At 70.6% G+C, this 23,316-nt stretch carries 21 protein-coding genes, 1 pseudogene and 1 riboswitch; of the genes and pseudogenes, 6 read left to right on the top strand and 16 right to left on the bottom strand.

What is annotated here, in order from left to right; genetic code table 11:
* Positions 1-35 precede the first annotated feature (35 nt).
* Complete coding sequence (locus tag JW592_RS24200) at positions 36-710, top strand: pyridoxamine 5'-phosphate oxidase family protein (RefSeq protein ID WP_209267329.1); 675 nt, start codon at positions 36-38, stop codon at positions 708-710.
* Here JW592_RS24200 and JW592_RS24195 read toward each other — a convergent pair.
* Complete coding sequence (locus JW592_RS24195) at positions 697-1,722, bottom strand: EamA family transporter (RefSeq protein ID WP_209267415.1); 1,026 nt, start codon at positions 1,720-1,722, stop codon at positions 697-699. The genes JW592_RS24200 and JW592_RS24195 overlap by 14 nt on opposite strands.
* 162 nt (positions 1,723-1,884) lie before the next feature.
* Positions 1,885-2,421 (bottom strand): Clp protease N-terminal domain-containing protein, encoded by a 537-nt coding sequence (locus tag JW592_RS24190; protein WP_209267328.1) that lies wholly within the window; start codon positions 2,419-2,421, stop codon positions 1,885-1,887.
* 356 nt (positions 2,422-2,777) lie between these two features.
* Between JW592_RS24190 and JW592_RS24185 the strand changes: the two genes are divergently transcribed.
* Complete coding sequence (locus tag JW592_RS24185) at positions 2,778-3,641, top strand: endo alpha-1,4 polygalactosaminidase (protein WP_209267327.1); 864 nt, start codon at positions 2,778-2,780, stop codon at positions 3,639-3,641.
* 120 nt (positions 3,642-3,761) lie between these two features.
* Positions 3,762-4,610: a PhzF family phenazine biosynthesis protein gene (locus JW592_RS24180; protein ID WP_209267326.1), complete on the top strand. Its 849-nt coding sequence runs from the start codon at positions 3,762-3,764 to the stop codon at positions 4,608-4,610.
* A gap of 7 nt (positions 4,611-4,617) precedes the next feature.
* Here the strand turns inward: JW592_RS24180 and JW592_RS24175 are convergent, their stop codons facing one another.
* Both JW592_RS24175 and JW592_RS24170 read right to left on the bottom strand, forming a co-directional pair.
* Entirely contained in the window at positions 4,618-5,430 is an 813-nt protein-coding gene (locus tag JW592_RS24175) for a CPBP family intramembrane glutamic endopeptidase (protein WP_372446564.1), read from the bottom strand.
* A gap of 232 nt (positions 5,431-5,662) precedes the next feature.
* On the bottom strand, positions 5,663-7,159 hold the full coding sequence (locus JW592_RS24170) for a glutamate-cysteine ligase family protein (RefSeq protein ID WP_209267325.1): 1,497 nt from the start codon (positions 7,157-7,159) through the stop codon (positions 5,663-5,665).
* Positions 7,160-7,670: 511 nt separating this feature from the next.
* Between JW592_RS24170 and JW592_RS24165 the strand changes: the two genes are divergently transcribed.
* Entirely contained in the window at positions 7,671-8,381 is a 711-nt protein-coding gene (locus JW592_RS24165; protein WP_209267324.1) for a hypothetical protein, read from the top strand.
* A 331-nt stretch (positions 8,382-8,712) separates the two neighbouring features.
* Complete coding sequence (locus JW592_RS24160; RefSeq protein ID WP_243087178.1) at positions 8,713-8,919, top strand: DUF5999 family protein; 207 nt, start codon at positions 8,713-8,715, stop codon at positions 8,917-8,919.
* Between the two features lie 141 nt (positions 8,920-9,060).
* On the opposite strand, the gene gcvP is transcribed toward JW592_RS24160, so the two are convergent.
* A complete protein-coding gene (gcvP, locus tag JW592_RS24155) occupies positions 9,061-11,970 on the bottom strand; it encodes an aminomethyl-transferring glycine dehydrogenase (RefSeq protein WP_209267322.1) in 2,910 nt (969 codons plus the stop codon).
* Positions 11,971-12,158: 188 nt separating this feature from the next.
* Positions 12,159-12,256, bottom strand: a riboswitch (glycine riboswitch).
* Positions 12,257-12,436: 180 nt separating this feature from the next.
* Here gcvP and JW592_RS24150 point away from each other — a divergent pair.
* Positions 12,437-12,814 (top strand): PRC-barrel domain-containing protein, encoded by a 378-nt coding sequence (locus JW592_RS24150; protein WP_209267321.1) that lies wholly within the window; start codon positions 12,437-12,439, stop codon positions 12,812-12,814.
* Here JW592_RS24150 and JW592_RS24145 read toward each other — a convergent pair.
* From JW592_RS24145 to clsA, 11 genes and pseudogenes are all read right to left on the bottom strand, one after another.
* A complete protein-coding gene (locus tag JW592_RS24145) occupies positions 12,730-14,322 on the bottom strand; it encodes a DNA polymerase IV (RefSeq protein WP_209267320.1) in 1,593 nt (530 codons plus the stop codon). The two genes, JW592_RS24150 and JW592_RS24145, sit on opposite strands and share 85 nt — an antisense overlap.
* Before the next feature lie 102 nt (positions 14,323-14,424).
* Entirely contained in the window at positions 14,425-15,081 is a 657-nt protein-coding gene (locus tag JW592_RS24140; RefSeq protein WP_209267319.1) for a MerR family transcriptional regulator, read from the bottom strand.
* Between the two features lie 247 nt (positions 15,082-15,328).
* Entirely contained in the window at positions 15,329-15,802 is a 474-nt protein-coding gene (locus tag JW592_RS24135; protein ID WP_026004895.1) for a bifunctional nuclease family protein, read from the bottom strand.
* A 74-nt stretch (positions 15,803-15,876) separates the two neighbouring features.
* Complete coding sequence (gene ftsR / locus JW592_RS24130; RefSeq protein ID WP_209267318.1) at positions 15,877-16,623, bottom strand: transcriptional regulator FtsR; 747 nt, start codon at positions 16,621-16,623, stop codon at positions 15,877-15,879.
* A 20-nt stretch (positions 16,624-16,643) separates the two neighbouring features.
* Positions 16,644-17,093, bottom strand: coding sequence for an FHA domain-containing protein (locus JW592_RS33635; protein ID WP_347568545.1), 450 nt, complete (start codon positions 17,091-17,093; stop codon positions 16,644-16,646).
* A gap of 15 nt (positions 17,094-17,108) precedes the next feature.
* Positions 17,109-17,171, bottom strand: a pseudogene (locus JW592_RS33630) (zinc-ribbon domain-containing protein); the annotation flags it as partial.
* A 432-nt stretch (positions 17,172-17,603) separates the two neighbouring features.
* A complete protein-coding gene (locus tag JW592_RS24120) occupies positions 17,604-18,491 on the bottom strand; it encodes a DUF881 domain-containing protein (RefSeq protein WP_209267317.1) in 888 nt (295 codons plus the stop codon).
* A 5-nt stretch (positions 18,492-18,496) separates the two neighbouring features.
* Positions 18,497-18,829 carry a small basic family protein gene (locus JW592_RS24115; protein WP_019358093.1) on the bottom strand — a complete coding sequence of 111 codons (333 nt, stop codon included), beginning with the start codon at positions 18,827-18,829 and terminating at the stop codon, positions 18,497-18,499.
* Positions 18,826-19,725, bottom strand: coding sequence for a DUF881 domain-containing protein (locus JW592_RS24110; RefSeq protein WP_209267316.1), 900 nt, complete (start codon positions 19,723-19,725; stop codon positions 18,826-18,828). The genes JW592_RS24115 and JW592_RS24110 overlap by 4 nt, the downstream gene beginning before the upstream one ends.
* A 170-nt stretch (positions 19,726-19,895) precedes the next feature.
* A complete protein-coding gene (locus JW592_RS24105) occupies positions 19,896-22,391 on the bottom strand; it encodes a mannose-1-phosphate guanyltransferase (RefSeq protein ID WP_209267315.1) in 2,496 nt (831 codons plus the stop codon).
* Positions 22,392-22,504: 113 nt separating this feature from the next.
* Positions 22,505-23,116 carry a cardiolipin synthase ClsA gene (gene clsA / locus JW592_RS24100; protein ID WP_209267314.1) on the bottom strand — a complete coding sequence of 204 codons (612 nt, stop codon included), beginning with the start codon at positions 23,114-23,116 and terminating at the stop codon, positions 22,505-22,507.
* Positions 23,117-23,316: the final 200 nt, after the last annotated feature.

The following is a 23,316-nucleotide window of genomic DNA, read 5'->3' as shown; positions in this document are numbered from 1 at the left end:
AAACAAGATTATGCACTAGTTCAAAAGGAGTGCAAATGACCGACTCGCCCTCCGGTGCGGACACCTATCCCCGGACCCCGCGCACCACCGGCAGCAGGGCTCGCGACCGCATGTCGTACGACCGCGCGTCGGTGCACGCCGTGCTGGACGACGGCTACCTGTGCCACCTCGCCTTCGTCCGCGACGGTGCGCCCGTCGTCCTGCCCACGCTGTACGCACGGGTGGGCGACCGGCTGTATGTGCACGGCTCCACGGGGTCCCGGCCGCTGCGCGAGGCGGGCCGGGAGGACGGCGGGATGCCGGTGTGCGTCACGGTGACCCACCTGGACGGGCTGGTGCTGGCCAAGTCCGCCTTCCACCACTCCGTCAACTATCGCTCGGTGGTGGTACACGGCCTCGCCCACCAGGTGACGGACCACCAGGAGCGGCTGATGGCGCTGGACGCCATCGTGGACAACGCCATCCCGGGCCGGGCGGCCGACTCGCGCAGGGCCGACCCGAAGGAACTGGCCGCGACCGCGGTCGTACGCGTCGGCCTGGAGGAGGTGTCGGTCAAGTCCCGCGCGGGCGGACCCAACGACGAGCCCGAAGACCTCGGCCTGCCGTACTGGAGCGGCGTTCTGCCCGTCTCCCCCGTCTACGGCACGCCGATACCGGCGGACGACCTGGCACCCGGCACCCCCGTCCCCGGTTACCTCACCGCGCGCTGACGTCCTCCGCCGCACCGCCGGTTCCGGGTGCGGTACCGGCACCCGCGGGGTCCGCGCAGCCTTCGGTCGCGGCCTCGCCGCTCCGCGCCTTGGGCGTGGAGCGCTGCGCGATGAAGGCACCGAGCAGCACCACGACGCCGCCCACCAGTTGGACGGCGCTCAAGTGCTCCCCGAGCAGCACCCAGGCGAGCACCGTCGCGACGACGGCCTCCAGACAGGCCACCACACCCGCCACCGCCGGTGAGAGCCGCCGCACCGCGACCACCCCGGTCAGATACGCGGTGGCGGTGGCCACCAGCACGATCCAGACCAGCAGTCCCAGCCCGTGCACCTGCGTTCCGTGCAGGGTGGCCTTCCCGGTCAGCACCGACCAGTCGGTGCCCCACGGCCTGGCGACGACGGTCAGCGCCAGCGCACCGAACAGCAACCCGTAGGCGATGACCCCCATCGGGTCGGCGGGCGGCTTGGCCGTATCGCCCTCCTCGGCCGTGCTGCCGTGGTCGGCGAGTACGAAGTAGCCCACCTGGCAGCAGGCCGCCCCCAGCGCCAGCAGCAGCCCGAGTCCGTCCAGCCGGAGCCCGGCCCATACCTCGACGACACAGCTGAGGCCGCCGACCGCCAGCACCATGCCGACGGCGGCGGCCCGGGTCACCGCACGGCGCTGGACGAACCGCACCCACAGCAGGACCAGGGCCGGGGCGAGATATTCGATCAGCAGCGCGACACCGACCGGGATACGGGAGAGCGCGGTGAAGTAGAAAGCCTGCACCCCAGCGACCGCCAGCAGCCCGAAACCCAGCAGCAGCCATGGCCGCTCCCGCACCAGGGCGCGGTGCCGCCAGGCGAGCGGCAGCAGCACCAGCGCAGCGCCCGTGGCCCGCAGCCATGTGACGTGCAGAGGTTCCAGACCCGCCTCGATGAGCGGCTTCGCCGCGACGCCCGAGCTGCCGAACGCGCAGGCTGAGACCAGGGCGAGCACGAGGCCCGAGGTCCGGGCGCGGGAGACGTCCATGGCGGACGAGTCGGTTCGCATCGCCGCATCATCTCAGCGGACGACAGGAGTGTCATCCCCGAGACCCCTGACATTGAGGTTGACGCTTTGCGATCGGCGCCCCGAGCGGCGCTGCAATCAGCACCGCGCCCGGTATCGCAGCCCCGGGCAGGTGTCGCCGCCTCAGGTCTCGTCGCCCGTCCCGAGCCGGCCGGCCAGCCGGGCCACGTCCACTCCGGCGCGGCGCAGCACCTCGACCGCCCGGCACTCCGGGTCGGCCACCACCCCGGCGAACAGGTCGACGCCCTCGGTCCACTCCTTGGACAGCCGCCGGGCGCGGTACGCCGCGAGCTCCAGCGCCGCCTGCGCGCTGGGCGACCAGCCGGGCACACCGCCGGGCTGGTCGGATACGGCGGGCACGGCGCCGGAGTCCTCCACGGTGCTCTGCCAGCGCAGGCCGTAGCCGATGCTGCGCTGCACGAGATAGCCGAGCAGTTTGCCGAGCTGCGGGCCACCGCCGTCCAGCAGCTCCCAGGTGCCGCCGTCGGACTCCAGCAGGCTGTGCAGCAGGTGCGCCGTGTCGATCTGCCGGTCGCCGTCCCGCGCCGCACGGCGGCGCGCGGTGGCGATCACATCAGCCAGCGCAGCACTGACCTGCGGGTCGACGGCGGCGTCGACTCCCGCTTCGGCCGAGAGACTGGGCGGTGTAGAGCTGTGCACCGAACCACCACATCACACGCACCTGTGAGAATTCATCAACGTGCCGTGGCATATGCCCGTCCCCCCAAAGGTGGGCACGGAGGTCGGACGTCTCCTCCCTGGGAAGGAGACACGGCCCGTCCGCTACGGCGGCTCACCTCCGCCCGCCATAGCGGACGAGGGACGCCGGCGAGCGGAGACCAGGGCTCAGTCCTCCTCTGCCCCGCACGGTGACGTGCGGGCATCGCTCGTAGCGCCCTCGGCCACGACCGTGCCCGCCACCGCGCCGACCAGGGGCTCAGCCGCCAGGAACGGCTCCGTAAGCTGTGCGCAGGGGGGCGGTCGGCGCCTTCCGCGCACTGTCAGGAGCCACCCGCATGTCCACGCCCGTCGCCTCGGCAGCCCGCAGCCGTCGGGTCCACGCGCTCGTCGCCGCCCTCCTCGCAGTGGCTGCCCTCGCCGCGTGCGGCGGCGGCCCGGACGGTGGCACCCCGGACCACGAACGCGCGTCCACGGCGGACCGGCCCGCCCTGCCGCCGGTGCACGCGGGCTTCGACTACCAGATCGGCGGCGGCTACACCCCGCCCGACGGCGTACGGGTGGTGTCAAGGGACCGCTCGGACAAGCCGGCCGCCGGGCGGTACAGCATCTGCTACGTCAACGGATTCCAGGCCCAGCCGAGCGCCCTGGACTGGTGGCAGGAGAACCACCCCGACCTGGTGCTGCACGACGCGGACGGCGAGCCGGTGATGGACACCGACTGGAACGAGGCGCTGCTCGACACCCGTACCGCCGCCCGCCGCAAGGCGCTGGCCCGTATCGTCGGGCGCTGGATCGAGGGCTGCGCCGAGAAGGGGTTCCAGGCGGTCGAGCTGGACAACCTCGACTCCTACGAGCGCTCGGGCAAGCGCCTCACGCGCGGCGACAACGTGAAGTTCGCCGCGCTGCTGACCCGGCGCGCACACCGCAGCGGCCTGGCAGCCGGCCAGAAGAACGGCCAGGAACTGCTGGAGCGGCGCTCCGCGATGGGGTTCGACTTCGCGGTGACCGAGGAGTGCGGGCAGTACAAGGAGTGCGGGCAGTACGCGAAGGCGTACGACGGCCGGGTGCTGGACGTGGAGTACACGGCCAAGGGGCTGGCGGCGGCGTGCCGCAACTGGGGCGAGCGGCTGTCGATCGTCCGCCGGGACCTGGACGTGAGGCCCGAAGGTGAGGACGGGTACCTCTACAAGAGGTGCTGATACAAGAGGTGCTGATACCCAGGTGCTGAGCCGACCGACAGTGTGCGGGCGGTGCCACCACGCCACTCGGTGCCGATTGGACCTGCAGTTGGCGGCCCCGGCGCCGTAGCGTGCCAGAGCATGAGAATCCGTACCGTTGACGCCTTCGCCGCCCGCCCCTACACCGGGAACCCCGCCGCTGTCGTGCTCCTGGACGGGGACGGCTTCCCGGAGGAGAGCCGCCTCCAGGCCGTCGCGGCCGAGCTGAACCTCTCCGAGACCGCCTACGCCCATCCGCTGCCCGGTGCCCCGGACGCCGACTGGGCGCTGCGCTGGTTCACGCCGACGACGGAGGTGGACATGTGCGGCCACGCCACACTCGCCACCGCCCAACTCCTCGCCGAGGACGGTCTGCTGCGCGAGGGCGAGCGGGTGCGCTTCCGTACCCGCAGCGGGGTGCTGAGCGCGTCGCGCGAGCCGGACTCCACCCTCACCCTGGACTTTCCGACCGCCGAGCTGACACGGGTCCCGGTGCCGGACGGCGCCGGGCAGGCGCTGGGTGCCGAGGCCGTGGCGGCCTGGGACACCGGCACGCTGGGCATGCTGGTGCTGGAGCTCGCCGACGAGAAGACGCTGTGGGAACTGGCCCCCGTCTCCGCCGCCGTCGCCGCCCTCCCGGCCCCGGTCGTGGTGGTGACGGCTGCCGCGGCAGAGCCGGCCCGGAACAGGTCCGATTCCGGCGAGCCCGGGCACGACTTCGTCTCGCGGGTCTTCGCGCCGTCCCAGGGGCTGCCGGAGGACCCCGTCACCGGCAGCGCGCACACCGCGCTCGCTCCCCTGTGGTCGGGGCGGCTCGGCCGCGACACGCTGATGGGCCTTCAGGCGTCGCGGCGCACCGGCCGTGTCCGTACGACGCTGCGCGGCGACCGGACCCTGCTGAACGGGCAGGCGATCACCGTGCTGGACGCGGAGCTGCGCACCGGGCTGTAGCCGCTGGTCACGGCGTGGGCAGCCAGTCCACCCGGCCGGCGAGCAGCGCGTATCCCACGAAGGCGACGATGTCGATCAGCGCGTGGGCCGCCACCAGCGGCCCCACGCGGCCCCAGCGCCGGTAGAGGAGACCGAAGACCAGGCCCATCGCCAGATTGCCGAAGAATCCGCCGATGCCCTGGTAGAGGTGGTACGAGCCGCGCAGCACGGCGCTCGTGGAGAGCGAGGCGAGCGGCGACCAGCCCAGTTGGTCGAGCCGGCGCAGCAGATAGCCGACGACGATCACCTCCTCCAGCACGGAGTTCTGCACAGCGGAGGCGATCAGCACGGGGTACTTCCACCACACGGCAGGCAGTGACTCCGGCTCCACGGTGAGGTTGAAGCCGCCGGCTTGTGCCAGCAGGTAGAGGCCGATCCCGCAGCCGCCGATGCCCGCCGCCACCACCGCGCCCCGGCTCAGGTCGAAGGCCGGCTTACGGAAATCGAAGCCGAGTACGCGCAGCCCGCCAGCGCCCTCGCGGACCAGCAGATGTGCCACCAGCGCCACGGGCACCAGCGCTGTGGCGATCCCGAACAGCTGCCAGGCCAGGTCGAGCCAGGGCCGCCCGGGCGCCTGCGAGGAGTTGAGCCGGGCCGCCTGGTCGGCCAGCCCGCCCGGCCGGGTGAGTGCTCCGAGGAAGCTGATCAGCGACGAGACGGCGCTGGCCCCCAGCGAGAGTGCGAGGACGAGCAGCAGCTCGGTGCGGAGCCCCCGTCGCGACAACCCGTCGGCAGGGGCTGCCGGTGCGGGCAGTGGGTCGTCAGGCGCCTGTGCGCGCACGCGAACCTCCCGTAGCGAACGCCGTGTCCATCCCGTCTCCTCCTGTCACCCCCACCGGCCCCGGCCCGCTGCCGACTGGCGGCACACGGGCCGCAGTACAGCCGTCATGCCACGGCACAGCTTGCCCGATGACTCCGGCGGACCGGACACGCGGGGCCCGCCGTCCCGGCAGCAGGGACGGCGGGCGCGGCGACGGACTCGGCCACCTGGTCGCCCCTTCGCTGGTGTTCCGCTACGGCCCCTCCGTCCAGGTGTGCACCGCGGCGCCGTCCGCCGCCCGGTCGCAGTAGGCGCGGGCCACGGCGGCCAGCGCCTTCTCCCGGTCGAGGCCGGAATCGACAGCCCGGTGGTAGGCCGCCGCCTGCCAGGAGGCGCCGTTGACCCGCAGCCGGCAGCGCTCCTCGATGACGGAGAGGTACCGGTCGCGGTCCGCTGCCTCCACGCCCCAGGCTTCGAGCCCGGCGGCGGCCAGCGGCAGCAGCTCGTCGCGCACCAGCCGGGTGGCGGGCTGCCGCACCAGCCCGGCCCCCCGGCCCGAGCGCGGCCACCACAGCTCGGCCTCGATCCCGTACCGGCAGGCCGCGTCGAAGTTCCGCTCGGCGTATTCGAACGGCATCCGGTTCCACACCGGCCGCGGATCGTCGGCCAGGGCGCGCACCAGCCCGTAGTAGAAGGCGGTGTTGGCCAGCACGTCGGTCACCGTGGGACCGGCCGGCAGCACTCTGTTCTCCACCCGCAGATGCGGGGCGCCGTCCATCACTCCGTAGACGGGCCGGTTCCAGCGGTAGATGGTGCCGTTGTGCAAGGTCAGCTCCGGCAGCGCGGGAACTCCGCCTGCGGCCAGCACCCGCTGCGGGTCCTCCTCGTCGCAGATGGGCAGCAGGGCGGGGAAGTAGCGCAGGTTCTCCTCGAACAGGTCGTACGCGGAGGAGATCCACCGTTCCCCGAACCAGGTGCGCGGGCGTACGCCCTGGGCGGTCAGCTCCGGGGGGCGGGTGTCGGTGGCCTGGAGGAAGAGCGGGATGCGCGACTCGCGCCACAGCTCGTGCCCGAACAGGAAGGGGGAGTTGGCGCCCATGGCGATCTGCGCACCGCTGACGGCCTGCGCCGCGTTCCATACGTCGGCGAACCGGCCGGGCGTCACCTGGAGGTGGAGCTGCACGGAGGTGCAGGCGGACTCCGGCGCTATCGACTCCGAGGTGCTCACCAGGTGTTCGACGCCCTCGATGTCGAGGGCCACCTCCTCGCCCCTTGCCGCCATGATCTGGTCGTTGAGCAGCCGGTAGCGGTCGCCCTCGGTGAGGTTGGCCAGGGTCAGGTCGCGAGCTGTCAGCGTCGGCAGGGTGCCGATCATGACAATACGCGCGTCGACCTCACTGGCCTGCCGGTCCGCGTATGCCAGCCCGGTGCGGAGTTCTTCGGCGAGCTGATCGAGAACTCTACCGGACAGCGTGTGCGGCACGATATTCACTTCGAGGTTGAACTGCCCCAGTTCGGTCTGGAAATCCGAGCTGGCGATGTGCTGGAGTACCTCCGCATTCACCATGAGGGGCTGACCCTGGGCGTCCGCGAGATTCAGCTCGATCTCCAGCCCCATCAGATTCCTGGGCCGGTCGAACCTCTTCTCTTCCAGGAGCTGCCACAGTCCCTGGAGGCACTTGTGCAGCTTCTGCCGGTATCGCCGTCGATCGGACAGGTCGAACCTGTCGGCGACGACCTTCTCTCCCATCGGAGGCTTCCTCCCTGCTGGTGGGTGCTGCCGGAGGTCCCGGCCGAGCGTGCACCGATGATGCCCTGCCGCGCCCCGGATAACGCCTGGCAGGGCTGACGCGGCGGGTAACTGCCGCTAGGCTGGCGTACGGCGCACGGCACATTCCCTAGGCATACGGCGGCGTCCAGCCCGCGCGGCACCGATCTCCTGACAGGTCTCCGGAAATCCATCGACGCCATCCGGCCGACCGCGTTTCCCCCAGTATCCGAGGTCATCCGCGCACCCTCGCCATCGGCGCAGGTGAAAAGCCTGCCGATTCGGCCGGATATGACCTTACGGGAAACAAAGGGGCACGTTAGCAGAAACACCTCTCGAACACATCTCGTATAAACTGCGCGAACGAGGCAGAGACTTGGCGTTCCCGGCCCGCCCCCGTCGACCCCTCCTGCCGCTTCCGCGGCCTTCCCGCGCCGACACAGCCGTCGCGCCCCCGCCAGCACCTTGTGTCTCCCAAGAGAGGCGACCCGCCATGCCGCTGCACGTACCCTCGGCCCCGGCCCCCGCCCTGCGCAGTGTCCTGACCGCCCTCGGCTCCCCGAGCGCGGTCCGGAGCTCCCGAGCCCCCATGACACTGCGCACCGCTCAGGGCCCCCTGCGTCCCGAACTTCCGCTCCCGGCGTACGAGATGGCGCGCGTCGCGCCGCGCACTACCGAACACGCCGGCGAGCGCTCCACCGGACGCGCCGACGAACCGGCGGCCGCCTCTCCGCGCACCCGGCTGACGGGCTGGCGCTTTCTGCTGTCCGACGAGGGCATAGGCGGCGACGGGGCCCAGGGAGCGTACGTCGGGACAGCTGAAGCCGTACTGACGGCGGACGGCTGGGCCTTCGGCCAGTTCCGGCAGGGCCCCTACGTCCTCTCGACCGTCCGGGCCATGCGCCAGGCCGAGTTGCTGCCGGCGCCGTACCAGCCGCGGCTGCTGTCGATGCCCGAGCTGTACATGCTCACCCTGTGGCTGCACGCGGACACCGCGGCCGACCCCTGCGGCGGCACGCCTGATCCGGCCGACCTGCTGATCCCGCTCGCCCCGGCGCCGCCCGGCATCGCCCCGCACACCGCGCACCGCGTGGACGCGCTGCTGCCGGTGCTGACCCGCAGGCTGGTCGCCTCCGCGACCCCGGCGACCGGGCACGGCCCCGGGACGGACCCGCAGCCGGCTCCCCTGCTGCGCACCGCCTGAGCGGGGTGGGCAACCGGCGTCCGAGACCGTCGTGCGACCGGCGGCTGCCCTGCGACTCGCCCTTTCACCGCTGTGCGCCCCTCCGGATGGGCTAGTCTTCGCGAGAGCCGAACCCCCCGGAATGACCGTGCAGTTGGGCGCAACCGCCCGCCCGGGTGATGCGTCTGTGCGGTTGGGTACGAGCTGACGCGAAATCCCTGCGGATTCGAGCCAGCAGCGGAACACTGGGAGATGACCGGAACGTACGCACGTACGTGGTTACGGGGGAACGGCCATGCACAGCAAGAGCCGCAGAACAGACACCACTACACGACGGAAGACGACACCGACAATGTGCCAGCACCAGCCACCGTGCCCGACAGCGGAGTCAGCAGACCGGGAGGCCGCGCAGCCCGTGGCCCACCACCCAGAGCAGGGCTGGAGCCTGCTCTGCAACGGAGTTCTGCTCTTCGAGGACACGGGAGAGCTGCTGCCGGACGGCCAGATCATCGCTCCGCACAAGCCGCTCGGCACGCGCCACGTCATCACCGCGGCGTAGCCCGCGGTTGCGGGCCGGCCGAACGTGATGGTTCTGGGGGTGACCCCCCCCAGAACCATCTCCGCCGCAACAGCTCGCAACCACTGCCGCGAGAGTCCGGCGGCCCTCCCGGCGGGCTCAGCCGAAACGTTCGGCGCCCGACTACCCCGCTTCGTACTCCGCCATCGGCGGGCAGGAGCAGACCAGGTTGCGGTCACCGTAGGCGCCGTCGATGCGGCGCACCGGCGGCCAGTACTTGTCGGTGGCCCGGACGCCTACCGGGAAGACGGCCTCCTCACGTCCGTACCCCTGCCGCCACTCGCCCGTGAGCATCGCGGCCGTGTGCGGGGCGTTGCGCAGCGGATTGTCCTGCGCGTCCCACTCCTCCGTGCCGACCTTCTCGATCTCCGCACGGATGGCGATCATCGCTTCGCAGAAGCGGTCGATCTCGGTCAGGTCCTCGCTCTCGGTCGGCTCGATCATCAGCGTGCCTGCGACGGGGAAGGACATCGTCGGAGCGTGGAAGCCGTAGTCGATCAGCCGCTTGGCGACGTCGTCGATGCTCACACCCGTCTGCTTGGTCAGCGGCCGTACGTCGATGATGCACTCGTGCGCCACCAGGCCGTTCGGCCCGGTGTAGAGCACCGGGTAGTGCGGCTCCAGGCGCTTGGCGATGTAGTTGGCGCTGAGCACCGCAACCTGCGTCGCCCTGCGCAGCCCCTCGGCGCCCATCAACCGCACGTACGCCCACGAGATCGGCAGAATCCCGGCCGAGCCCCACGGCGCCCCGGAGACCGGCCCGATGCCCGTCTCGGGGCCGGCGGCGGGCTGGAGCGGGTGGTTGGGAAGGTACGGCGCCAGGTGCGCGCGCACCCCGATCGGACCCACACCCGGGCCACCGCCGCCGTGCGGGATGCAGAACGTCTTGTGCAGGTTGAGGTGCGAGACATCAGCGCCGAACCGGCCCGGCCTGGCCAGCCCCAGCAGCGCGTTGAGGTTCGCGCCGTCCACGTACACCTGACCGCCCGCGTCGTGCACGGCGGCGCAGACCTCGGTGATGTGCTCCTCGAACACGCCGTGCGTCGAGGGGTAGGTGACCATCAGGACGGCCAGCTCGTCGCCGTGCTGCTCGATCTTGGCGTGCAGGTCGGCCACGTCCACGTCGCCGTTGTCGCTGGTCTTGACCACGACGACCTTCATCCCCGCCATCACGGCACTGGCCGCGTTGGTGCCGTGCGCCGAGGACGGGATGAGGCAGACGGTGCGCTGCGGCGCGCCGTTGGCCCGGTGGTAGGCGCGTACGGCCAGCAGCCCGGCCAGCTCGCCCTGGGAGCCGGCGTTGGGCTGGAGGGAGACCTTGTCGTAGCCGGTGACCTCGGCCAGCCGCTCCTCCAGCTCGCGGATCAGCGTCAGATAGCCCTCGGCCTGCTCGGCGGGCGCGAAGGGGTGCAGCGCGCCGAACTCGGGCCAGGTGACCGGCTCCATCTCCGTGGTGGCGTTGAGCTTCATCGTGCAGGAGCCGAGCGGGATCATGCCGCGGTCCAGCGCGTAGTCGCGGTCGGCCAGGCGGCGCAGGTAGCGCAGCATCGCCGTCTCGGAGCGGTGCTCGTGGAAGACCGGGTGCGTGAGGTACTCGTCGGTGCGCAGCAGATCGTCGGGGAGCACGTCCTGCCCGACCGCGGCGTCCAGCGCGTCCAGGTCGCCGGCCACGGTCACCCCGAATGCCCGCCACACCGCGGTGAGCTGCTCGCGCCCGGTGGTCTCGTCGCAGGCGATACCGATGTGGTCGGCGTCCACCTGCCGCACATTGATCCCGGCCTCGCGGGCCCGCTCGGTGATCTCGGCGGCGCGGCCGGGGACGCGTGCGGTGACGGTGTCGAAGAAGCGCTCGTGGACGATCTCGACGCCGCCGTCCCGCAGCCCGGCGGCGAGCAGCGTCGCGTAGCGGTGGGTGCGCCGGGCGATGGCGGCCAGCCCGTCGGGACCGTGATACGCGGCGTACATCCCGGCCATCACTGCGAGCAGCACCTGCGCGGTGCAGATGTTGCTGGTGGCCTTCTCGCGGCGGATGTGCTGCTCGCGGGTCTGCAGGGCGAGACGGTATGCCTGCTCGCCGTCGACGTCCTTGGAGACACCGACGAGCCGGCCGGGCAGGCTGCGGGCGAACTTCTCTCGGACGGACATATAGCCCGCGTGCGGCCCGCCGAAGCCCATCGGGACACCGAAGCGCTGGCTGGACCCGACGGCGATGTCGGCGCCGAGCTCACCCGGCGAGGTCAGCAGGGTGAGCGCCAGCAGGTCGGCCGCGACCGTGACGACCGCGCCCAGCTCGTGCGCCTGCTCGATCACCCGGCGCTGGTCGCGGACCGCGCCGGAGGCGCCCGGGTACTGGAGCAGTACGCCGAAGACACCGCCGCGCCCGGCAAGCTCCTCGGGGATGCCGTCGCTCAGGTCGGCGGCCACGACCTCCACACCGGTCGGCTCCGCGCGCGTGCGCAGCACGGCGATCGTCTGCGGCAGGCAGTCGGCGTCCACCAGGAAGACGTCCCCGCCGCTCTTGCCGACCTTGCCGACCCGGCGCGAGAGAGCCATCGCCTCGGCGGCGGCCGTGGGCTCGTCCAGCAGCGAAGCACCGGCCGTCGGCAGCCCGGTCAGGTCGGAGACGACGGTCTGGAAGTTGAGCAGCGCCTCCAGCCGGCCCTGGGAGATCTCCGGCTGGTAGGGGGTGTAGGCCGTGTACCAGGCGGGGTTCTCCAGCACATTGCGCAGGATCACCGCCGGTGTGACGGTGCCGTAGTAGCCCAGGCCGATCATGGAGTGCAGCACCTGGTTGCGGCGCGCGAGGGAGCGCAGCTCGGCCAGCACCTCGGCCTCGCTCCGGGCCTCGGGGAGCCGGAGCCGCTCGGTGCTGCGGATCACCTCGGGAACCGCGGCAGCGGTCAGCTCGTCGAGCGACCCGTAGCCGACCTGCGCGAGCATCTTGGCCTGGGCGCCGGCGTCGGGTCCGATGTGGCGGCTCTCGAAGGGAGTGCCGCTCTCCAGCTCGGAGAGCGGGGTGCGATGGGAAGTCATCTGCGGGGGCCTCCTGGTCTCTGCGACCTGCGAGGGGCACCTTCCACGGGTGCCCGGACGGCCTCCCCCTCTGTCATCTCGACCTGAGAGTTTCACCGAGCCGCCCAGGTGCGGGACGCTCGGCTTACACCGTCGGTGAGGAGGGGCTTCGGCGCTGGTCCGGGGCCCGCCCTGCTTTCCAGAGTGACCTCGTCCGCGCGGTACGTGAGCCTGAGAGATTCCGGGGAGGAGTTGCTCCTTCGGCGCCTCCGGATGCTGCACCGGAGGACTCTCCCGCACGGGGTCGACAGCCACTTCGAGAGTATCAGCGCCCCCTTGAGTGGTAACCCGGTGTGCGCTCAAGTAGCCATCCGTCGAAAAGTGGCTTTTCGTGGAGATTACGAGCGTGGTGAGCCCGAGCGTGGTGAGCCCGAGCTTGGTGAGGACGAGCGTGGCGAGCACGCTGCGACCCTGTGGGAGGAGACCCGTGCAGACCGAGATAGATCCGCGGAGCCTGATCGGCCGTAAAGCGTTCGACAGCGAGGGTGTCAAGATCGGCACGGTGGACGAGGTGTACCTCGACGACGCCACGGGCGAGCCGGAGTGGGCGGCGCTGCGCACCGGCATCTTCAGCCGCGACGCCTTCGTACCGCTGGAGCCCTCCAGCCTGGACGAGACAGGACTGCGCGTCCCGTTCGAGCGCGCGCTGATCAAGGGAGCCCCCGATTTCGGCGTCGGCCGGCATCTCTCCCCGCAGCAGGAGCTCCAGCTCTACCGCCACTACGGGCTCGACGTCCCGGCGGACGAGGACACTCCCCCGCCGCCGGACCTGGACTTCGGGCGGATCGCCGGCGCCGGGGACTGAGCCGGCACCGGGGACTGAGCCGGCGCCGGGAGCTGGGCCGCCAGCACAGCGGCCACGTCCGCGTCCAGCATCCTCGGCTCGGCCGGCAGCAGATCGGGGTCGTCGACGGAGAAGGTGCGCACCCGGCCCGGCGGCGTGTCCGGCTCCTCGAAGCGCACCGTGACCTTGCCGACTCCGCTGCCCTGCACCCAGCCTCTGCCGTACACGGAGTGGCACACGTCCTGACCCGGAATCCAGCGCCGGTCGGCGGGCACGGCCGCGCCCGGTTCCTCCACGGCGGAGGCGGGCTCCAGCGCGGCGCGGGCCGCCCGCGGCTGCCCCTCGGCCCCGCTGTGGCCTTCCTCGGCTTCTTCCGCCCCGGCCGGCCCGACGCCCTCGGTCCTCCCCTCCGTCCTCCCCTCGGCCCGCTCCTCGCTCAGCGCCGCCTGGGCCTGAGCGAACAGGTCCTCCTGCGTGAAGTCGGCGAGCCCGCTGACACCCACGCCCAGCAGCCGCACTCCGGCCGTGGTGTCCACCCCGTCCAGCAGCCGCAGCGCCGCCTCCCTGACCACCCCCGGGTCGTCGGTCGGGCCCCGCAGGGTCTCCGATCTGGTGAGGGTCGAGAAGTCGTAGCTGCGCACCTTGATGACCACGGTGCGCCCGGATCTGCCGGCGGCGCGCAGCCGCGTCACACAGCGCTCGGCCAGCCGCTCCACCTCGAGCCGTACCCGGGTGCGGTCGGTGAGGTCCACGTCGTAGGTGTCCTCGACGGAGACCGACTTGGCGTCCCGCTCGGCCACCACCGGACGGTCGTCGATGCCGTGGGCCATCGCGTGCACCGAGGTGCCATGGGCCTTCCCGAGCAGGCGCAGCAACTCGTCCTCTCCCGCCTCGACGATCTCCCCGACGGTGGTGATGCCGGCCTTGCGCAGCACCTCCGCGGTGGCGGGGCCGACCCCCGGCAGCGTCCGCACGGACAGCGGCGCCAGCATCCCGCGCTCCGTGCCCACCGGGATGAGCACCAAGCCGTCCGGCTTGGCCTGCTCCGAGGCGATCTTCGCCAGCATCTTGGACCCCGCGAGCCCCACCGAGCCGGTCAGCCCCGTCGCCGCCCTGATGTCCCGCCGGAGCCGCTCACCGACCTGACGCGCCCCCTCGGCGCCGCTCTGCGCCCCTTTCAGCGCCTCCCCGGCCTCCAGGTCCACAAAAGCCTCATCGAGGCTCAGGGGCTCCACCAGCGGCGACAGCTCGTGCAGCAACTCCATCACCACCTCACTGACCGCGCGGTAGAGGCCGAAGCGCGAACCCAGATACGCCGCGTTCGGCGCCAGCCTTCTGGCCTGCGCCGTGGGCATGGCCGAGTGCACCCCGAACCGCCTTGCCTCGTAGGAGGCTGTGGAGACCACTCCGCGCGGCCCCAGGCCACCCACCACCACCGGCTTCCCGCGCAGGCTGGGCTTGGATGCCTGCTCAACGGCTGCGAAGAAGGCATCCATGTCCAGATGCAGGATGGTCGGCGACGCTCTCACGCCATTGATGGTGCCGCACACCACTGACAACCGGGCCGCCCGCCACCCGGCACGGGGCCGCGCCCTGCCAGGGGCAGCCTCGTTCGGCGCGGGGCCGCCCCGCTAGCCGGCGCGGTTCCTGCGCCGCGCCAGTTCGTCCTCGGGGTGGTCCCTGACCAGCGTCTCGCCGGTGTCGACGCGCTCCCCGTGCAGCTGTGAGAGAGCGCCCTCGACGTCCTTCCAGACCACCCCTACAGCGATGCCGAAGACACCCTGGCCGCCCTGCAGGAGATCGACCACCTCGTCGGGCGAGGAGCACTCGTAGACGGTGGCCCCGTCGCTCATCAGCGTCATCCGCGCCAGATCGGTACGGCCCCTGGAGCGCAGGTGCCGGACAGCGGCGCGGATGTTCTGCAGCGAGACGCCGGTGTCCAGCAGCCGCTTGACGATCTTGAGGACGACGATGTCCTGAAAGCTGTAGAGGCGCTGGGTGCCCGAGCCGTAGGCGGGGCGGATGCTGGGCTCGACCAGCCCGGTACGGGCCCAGTAGTCGAGCTGGCGGTAGGTGATCCCGGCCGCCGAGCAGGCGGTCGGGCCGCGGTAGCCGACCTGCTCGGCCGGGGATTCAGCCGTGGGCCCCGAAGCGCCACCCGGCAGCGGGCCGGGGGACGGTGCGGGGGACGGCCGCCCTGGGGCGACCTCCCGGCCGGAGGCCGGGGGTGGGCCGTCGAGTAGGGACGAGTCGCCAGCCGCCGTACCTTCGCCGCCGGTGCTTGTCACGCCGACCTCCGTCCTTCACATCCCGGGTTACCCCCGGAACCTGCCCACATGAAGGTAGGCAGTCACTCCGAGTGCGTCAACGATCGCCACACTCGGCACGGCGAGTGATATTCCCCGAGAGGGTGGTTTCGCGTACCCCCGGCCGGGGAATTGCTGGCCGAATGGTCAGCGGCGCCACTCCGCACCGCACACTCCTCCCCGGCCTCCGGCCCGGGCATCCGGTCCGGCGGCGGCTCCCGGCGGAGCGTCACTGGCTGCTGGTGCCGAAATCCTCCGGAGAGATCTGGTCGAGGAACTCGCGGAACTTCTCCACCTCGTCCTCCTGCTCGTCCGGAATCGCGATACCCGCGTCGTCCAGCACACCGTCACTGCCGTAGATCGGCGTGCCGGTGCGCAGAGCGAGCGCTATGGCGTCGGACGGGCGGGCACTGACTTCCACACCACTGGCGAAGACCAGTTCCGCGTAGAACACGCCTTCCCGCAGATCCACGATGCGGACCGCGGTCAGCTCCTGACCCACTGCTTCCAGGACGTCCTTGAACAGGTCATGGGTGAGTGGGCGTGCGGGGGTCATGCCCTGCTGGGCGAAGGCGATCGCGGTCGCCTCCCCAGGGCCGATCCAGATGGGGAGGTAACGGTCGCCTCCCACTTCTCGCAGGAGCACGATCGGTTGGTTGGTGGGCATTTCCACCCGGACACCCACGACGTCGAGCTCATTCACACAGCAACCCTAGGCCGTGCCGCGCCTGTTTGGGTAGTCGGGCAGCCGTCCGGCACCGGCATCCGTGTGCTGATTCAGTCACCCCGCGTGCCGGCTGCCTGCACCGCGGACTCCACAAAGGCCCCGTAGAGCCGTACGGAGAGATCGACCAGGTCGTCCGCCGTGCTCTCGGCACGCTCCCTCGTCCGCTGGTCCGGATGGCGCCGGAGGGGGGCGACCAGCTGCTCGACGAGATCGAGCTGGCGGTCCGCCGTGGCCCTCACCGCCCGTAGATGACGCGCCTCCACTCCGTGCCTGCCCAGCTCAGCGACCAGCCGGGCCACGGTCACCTCACCGAGCCGGTAGGTGCCGTCCTCGGCCGGGGCGAGCAGCCCGTACTCCTCCCACTCGGCCAGTTCCCACTCCTCGGCGCCCACGAGCCCGAGCAGCTCCTTGCGCCCGGTGCGGACGACCGGAGCCGGAGGGATCGCCTCCGGTCCCTCCGGGTCACGGGGTCCCACCACCGGCGCGGGCGGCTGGGCGGCGGCCTCGCCGCCCGCTTCGAGGTGCTCCCTGATGACCTTCAGCGGCAGATAGTGGTCACGCTGCATCCGCAGCACATAGGCCAGCCGTTCGACGTCCTCGGCCCGGAACTTGCGGTATCCGGACGGTGAGCGCGCCGGCTCGACCAGCCCCTCGGCCTCGAGAAACCGGATCTTGGAGACGGTGACCTCGGGAAACTCCGCACGGAGCGCCTGGAGGACGGCCCCGATGCTCATCGAAGCGCTCTCGGGCCCGGCGGCGGTGCCCGTTCGGGCACCGCCGGACGGCGTGTGCAGCATGACCCTCCCTGCCGGGACTGTCAGTAGGTGCGCTGGTTCGCGTAGAAGACCAGCCGGTACTTTCCGATCTGGACCTCGTCGCCGTTGCTGAGCGGCACTCCGGTCTCGATCCGCTCGCGGTTGACATAGGTGCCGTTCAGGCTGCCGACATCGGAGACGGTGAAGACCCCGTCCGGGCCGCGCCGGAACTCGACGTGGCGGCGCGAGACGGTGACATCGTCCAGGAAGATGTCGCTCTCCGGATGGCGCCCGGCAGTGGTCAGCTCACCGTCGAGCAGGAACCGGCTGCCCGAGTTGGGGCCGCGCCGCACGATCAGCAGCGCGGAGCCCATGGGCAGCGCATCCACCGCCGCCTGCGCCTCGGGCGGCAGCACCGGGGAGGCGTGCTGGCCGGTCGATTCGGAGTCGTACGCCTCAAGCCCCGAGATGGAGATCGTGGACGTCGTCTCGGACGACCCTTCCGCGGGCACGCCGCCCCGCAGTGGAGCGCCGCAGTTGGAGCAGAACCGGCTCGCTTCCGCGACGCGGGCTCCACACCTGTTACACACCGGCAAGGCAGAACCTCCACCCGAATTTGAGGTTGGCGGTGCCTGGGAACCTATGCGTCCCTGTGTGCCAGGGTCAACAGAAACCGCGCCGTGACCACCCGAATTGTCCCCTCCGGGTCCGGCCACCTCATCGCGGAACAGTGGGCGCTCGGTGCCGCTCTCCGGGGCGCCGCCCGGGGTGTCGGTGCCTTGGTGGGCACGGTGCCGTGCGGTTCCCGTGTCGCCGCCCCGACGGCCCTTGCCGAACAACTTCGAAAAAAAACTCACGGGCGATTCCCCTCGCACGAAACAGACCCGCCCGTGGGGCAGGACAGACCCTCGATGCTCTCACTGGTCACTCTCGACGCCGGGATAACGTCCGTGACCCCTAGACAGTTTCCACCACGCGGTGCCCAACTCGCCCGCCGACCCCCCGAAACTCCTATCACCATCTCAGCGCGATGACGACCGAGCGTAGTCAGGCCGCTTCGCCTGTCGCAAGGCGTCCACGGTGACCTTCCCCGAGCGGGTCACATCCACCGTGGCCTGCTTGTTCTTCAGCGTCTGCACGACACCGCCGGGAATGTTGAGCGCCGGCTCCAGATCGGCGGGCTTGCCGATCACCTCGAAACGGTAAGGCTGCTTGATCCTATGCCCGTCCACGTCGACTCCGCCGCCACTGTCGGTGAAATGCGTGCTGGCGACCACCCGGACACCGTTGACCTCCATGGCTTCGGCTCCCGCGGCCCGCAGCTCCTGGACCGCGTCGAGCAGCGTATCCGAATCGGCCGCTCCCGCCCGGTCCTTGATCGTCATACGGATTCCGGGCCCCTCGGCCGCCACCGTACCGGCGAGCACACCGAGCTGGGCCTCCTTTTCCTTGGTCTGCTTACGGGCCTCTTCGGCCTGGTCCGAGGAGGTCTCCAGCTCGGTTCGCTGCCCCTCCAGCTTCCGTTTCTCGTCCTCCAGCCGCTTGGTGCGGTCGTCCAGCTCGTCCAGGATGCGGACCAGATCCTCGCGCCGAGCACCCCGCAGAGCACTGTTCTCGCTGGTGGAGCGCACCTGGATGGCCAGCCCGAGGCCGAGGACGAAGAGCAGGAGCGCCACGATGAGTTGGGCGCGCGTCACCCGCGGGGGCCATACGGCCTGGGCGAGCCGCTGCCGTCCCGTGAGCCGCCGGCCGCCACCCTCCCCCCGCTCCTGCGACGCCTCCCGGGGCGCGGACGAGTGCTCCGGAGGGCGCTCACGTTCGGGAGGCAGCTCGTTCTCCGGGGGCCTGCGCTCCGGGGGCAGCCCGCGCTCCGGCGGAAGTCCGTTCTCCGGCGTGTTGTCGTCACTCATCGGCCTCACGCCCTGAACACATGGCGACGAATGGCGGCCGCGTTGGAGAAGATCCGGATCCCCAGAACGACAACCACACCGGTCGAGAGCTGAGCGCCGACCCCGAGCTTGTCACCGAGGAAGACGATCAGCGCGGCCACCACCACGTTGGACAGGAACGAGACGACGAACACCTTGTCGTCGAAGATACCGTCCAGCATCGCGCGCAACCCGCCGAAGACCGCGTCCAGCGCGGCGACGACAGCGATGGGCAGATACGGTTCGACCGCCAGCGGCACCACGGGCCGGACGACGAGTCCGGCCACGACTCCCACTACGAGGCCCAGTACGGCGATCACGATGTGCTGCCCTTCCCTGTCCGCACAGGTTTCGCTGTTCTCAGAATCAGACTCGGCGCAGCAGGCAGCCGCACCTCGTCCTGGACGGAAATGCTGGTCCTGGCACCGTAATCCTTGTGCAGGATGTACAGGTACTGGCCGTCGACGCTGTCCTGGAAGGTCCGGGAGAATCGCTGCCCGGGACCGATCGCCAGCAGCGTATAGGGCGGGACCAGCGGCTTGTTGTCGACCAGGATCGCATCGCCGGCCGCCCGGATGGCCGAGCGTGACGTGAGACGCTGGCCGTTGATCGAAACGGCCTCGGCACCGGCGGCCCACAGCCCGTTGACGACCCGCTGCAGATCCCGGTCGCGGATCCGGCCCGTGTCGGAGAACCCGTCCGTCTTCCGGGGCCCGTCACCGTCGCCCGACTCGGTGTCCTTGGCGTCGTCCACCACGAGCTTGAGGCCCGGCCCCTTGACCGCGGTCGCGCCGGAGAGCAGCGCCGTGGTCTTCCCCCGCTCGTCGCCGTGCTCCTCCAGGGCTTTCCGCTGCTGACGCTCCACCGTGGTCCGCAGCTTGTCCACGTCCTTCTGGAGCCGGTCGGCCCGGTGGCCCCCCGACTCGATCCGCTCGATCAGCTCCTGCTTCTCCTTGGCGACGCTCGGCGCCGAGATCTGCGCCTGCGCTGCGCCCACGGTCACCACCAGCGCCGCCAGCACCAGTCCGAACGCCAGCCCCAGTTTGGCCCGCAGCGTGCGCGGCATCTTCGAGCGCCCCACCTCACCCCTACGGGCGGCCGCCTCCGCATAGCCGTCGTCGAGGCTGTGCTCCATCACGTTGGTCAGCAGCGACATGGAAGCGTCTGGCCGCGGGGACCGCGGCGGGGTGCTCCGGGTGGGGTGCTGCTGCGACATGCCGCACATCGTCGCACGTCGAGATCCCCGGCGCCGAATGCACCCACCCCAGCGCCCAGCGGCGGGACTTGCCCTCGCCAGGAGGGCGAGCCCCGCCGCGGTGCTCCGTGACCGGCCCTTGCCCAGTGGCCGGCACCTGCCCCGACCCTTGCCCAGTGACCGGCGCTTGCTCAGTGACCGGCGCTGTCGACCACGGCCGCCCACTCGTCCAGCAGCGCCTGCGCCGACGCCTCGTCGGGACCCTCGGCCCACAGGTGGGTGACCGCCTCCGCCGGGTCGGGCAGCACCATCACCCACCGGCCGTCGGACTCGACCACGCGCACCCCGTCCGTGGTGTCCACCGACCGGTCCCCCGCCGCCTCGACGACCGTACGCATCACAAGTCCCTTGACCGCCCACGGCGTTGCCAGATCGCGCCGGCTCACATGCGCACGCGGGATGCGCGCGTCGATCTGGCTGAGGGTGAGCTGGGTACGCGCCACCAGTCCGATCAGCCGTACGAAGGCGGCAGCGCCGTCGAAGACGGAGCTGAACTCGGGGACGATGAAACCGCCCCGCCCGTCCCCGCCGAAGACGGTCCCGTCGTCCCGGCTGACCCGGGTGAGATCGTCGGGCGAGGTCGTCGTCCACTCGACCTGCGTGCCGTGATAGGCGGCGACCTGCTCGGCGATCCGGGTCGTGGTCACCGGCAGCGCCACCCGGCCGCTGCGCCGCTCGGCCGCGACCAGGTCGAGCATCACCAGCAGCGCCCGGTCGTCCTCCACGATCCTGCCGTGCTCGTCCACCAGCGAGATGCGCTCCCCCACCGGGTCGAAGCGCACCCCGAACGCCGCACGGGCCGAAGCGACGATCTCCCCGAGCCGCACCAGCCCGGCACGCCGGGACTCCGCCGACTCCGTGGGACGTGACTCGTCCAGCCCCGGGTTGATCGTCAGCGAGTCCACACCGAGCCGGCCCAGCAGGCTCGGCAGGACCAGCCCCGCACTCCCGTTGGAGGCGTCGACCACGACCTTCAGGCCCGATTCGGCGACCCCGGTGGTGTCCACGGCACGCAGCAGGGAGCCCGTGTACGAGTCGTAGACGCTGGAGGGGAAGCTGAGGTCACCGATCTCGCCGGGGAAGGCTCGACGGTACTCCTGACGGGCATAGACCCGGTCGAGCTTGCGCTGCGCGGCCTGGGACAGGTCGGCTCCCCGCTCGTCGAGGAACAGGATGTCGACCGAGTCCGGCACCCCGGGCGTCGTACGGATCATGATGCCGCCGGCGCTGCCGCGCGCCGTCTGCTGGCGGGCCACCGGAAGCGGCACGTTCTCCAGGTCGCGCACATCGATGGCGCTGGCCTGGAGCGCGGAGATGATCGCCCGCTTGAGAGCGCGCGCGCCTCGGGAGTGGTCCCGCGCGGTGCAGACGGTGGAGCCCTTCTTGAGCGTCGTCGCATACGCGCCCGCCAGCCGCACGGCCAGCTCCGGGGTGATCTCCACATTCAGGATGCCGGAGACACCGCGCGCCCCGAACAGATGCGCCTGCCCACGCGACTCCCAGATGACGGAGGTGTTGACGAACGCACCGGCCTCGATCGTCTTGAAGGGGTAGATCCGCACGTTCCCCTGGACGATCGATTCTTCGCCGATCAGGCACTCGTCGCCGACGACGGCGCCGTCCTCGATCCGCGAGGCGCGCATGATGTCGGTGTTCTTGCCGATGACACAGCCGCGCAGATTGCTCTGCGGCCCGATGTAGACGTTGTCGTGGACGACGGCCCGGTGCAGGAAGGCGCCGCTCTTGACGACCACGTTCGAGCCGATGACGGAGTGCTCCCTGATCTCGGCGCCGGCCTCCACCTTCGCGTAGTCCCCGATGTACAGCGGACCGCGCAGCACGGCGTCCGGATGCACCTCGGCGCCCTCGGCGACCCAGACTCCGGGCGAGATCTCGAAGCCGTCCCGCTCCGCGTCGACCTTGCCCTCGAGCACATCGGCCTGAGCCTTCACATAGCTCTCGTGGGTGCCGACGTCCTCCCAGTACCCCTCGGCGATATAGCCGTAGATCGGCTTGCCTTCCTTCATCAGCTGCGGGAAGACATCACCGGACCAGTCGACGGGCACATCCGGCTCGACGTAGTCGAAGACTTCGGGCTCCATCACATAGATGCCGGTGTTCACCGTGTCGGAGAAGACCTGGCCCCAGGTCGGCTTCTCCAGGAACCTCTCGACCTTCCCGTCGTCGTCCACGATGGTGATACCGAATTCCAGCGGGTTCGGCACCCGGGTCAGACAGACGGTCACCATCGCACCGCGTTCCCGGTGAAAGCGGATGAGGTCGGTGAGGTCGAAGTCGGTGAGCGCGTCGCCGGAGATGACGAGAAACGAGTCGTCCCGCAGGGCTTCCTCGGCGTTCTTGACGCTGCCGGCCGTTCCCAGTGGCTTCTCTTCGTTGGCGTAGGTGAGCTCCATGCCGAGCTCCTCGCCGTCACCGAAGTAATTCTTGACCAGCGAGGCCAGGAATTGCACGGTCACAACGGTCTCGGAGAGCCCGTGACGCTTGAGCAGCTTCAGCACATGCTCCATGATCGGCTTGTTGACCACCGGCAGGAGCGGCTTGGGCATGCTCGCGGTCATCGGGCGAAGGCGTGTGCCTTCGCCGCCAGCCATTACGACGGCCTTCATCTCGGAAGCGTCCTCCTCGTACAGACGACGGTCATCCCGACCATGACCCCTCCAGGATGACCTACAAAGGCGTAATCAGGGCAACCGACCTCCGGAGCGAGGAAAGGCGGGTTTCAGTCGGTCGTCTCGGTGTCAGCCCTGACCAGACGGCGGACCTGGACCACGTAGAGGATCCCTGCCCACCAATAGAGAGCAGTACCCCAACCTGCGAAGGCCCATCCGAAAATCGCTGCCAGTGATGAAACCCAGCCACTTCCGTCACTGAGCAACAGCAGCGGGAAGGCATACATCAGGTTGAAGGTCGCGGCCTTGCCCAGGAAGTTGACCTGCGGCGGGGCATAGCCATGGCGGTCGAGGATCCACACCATGACCAACAGCAACAGCTCTCGGGCCAGCAGAGTGGCGGTGAGCCAGAGCGGCAAAATCTCCCGCCACGTCAGGCCCACCAGAGTGGAGAGGATGTACAACCGATCGGCGGCCGGGTCGAGAATACGGCCGAGACTGCTGATCTGATTCCACCTGCGGGCCAGTTTGCCGTCCAGGTAGTCGCTCACTCCGCTCAGCGCGAGGATGAGCAGCGCCCACAGATCGCGGTTGGGGCCGCCGAACTCGGGCCAGAGAATCAGCCACAGGAACACCGGCACGCCCACCAGGCGAGCCATGCTGAGGACGTTCGGGATGGTGAGGACCCGATCCGTCTGGACCCGCGTCTCCTGGACCTCCACCCGTGGGCCTCCTGAGCAACCGTGCCGACGCTACCCCCTGACCCTACCCGGCAGCACTCACCCAGCGTGCACGGGGTCGGCAGTGGGCGCCGGAAAGGGATCGGATCGCGCGCCGGCATGGCCGCCTATGGGACGCACAAAACACGAAAAGGGCCCTGCCGACAGAAGTTCGGCAAAGCCCTTTTCTTTCTTCAAGAATT

Origin of the sequence: Streptomyces spirodelae (assembly GCF_017676385.1) — a bacterium.
GTDB lineage: Bacteria > Actinomycetota > Actinomycetes > Streptomycetales > Streptomycetaceae > Streptomyces > Streptomyces spirodelae.
Note: the sequence above shows the minus strand (reverse complement) of the source record. Positions and strands in the feature narration are given on the sequence as shown.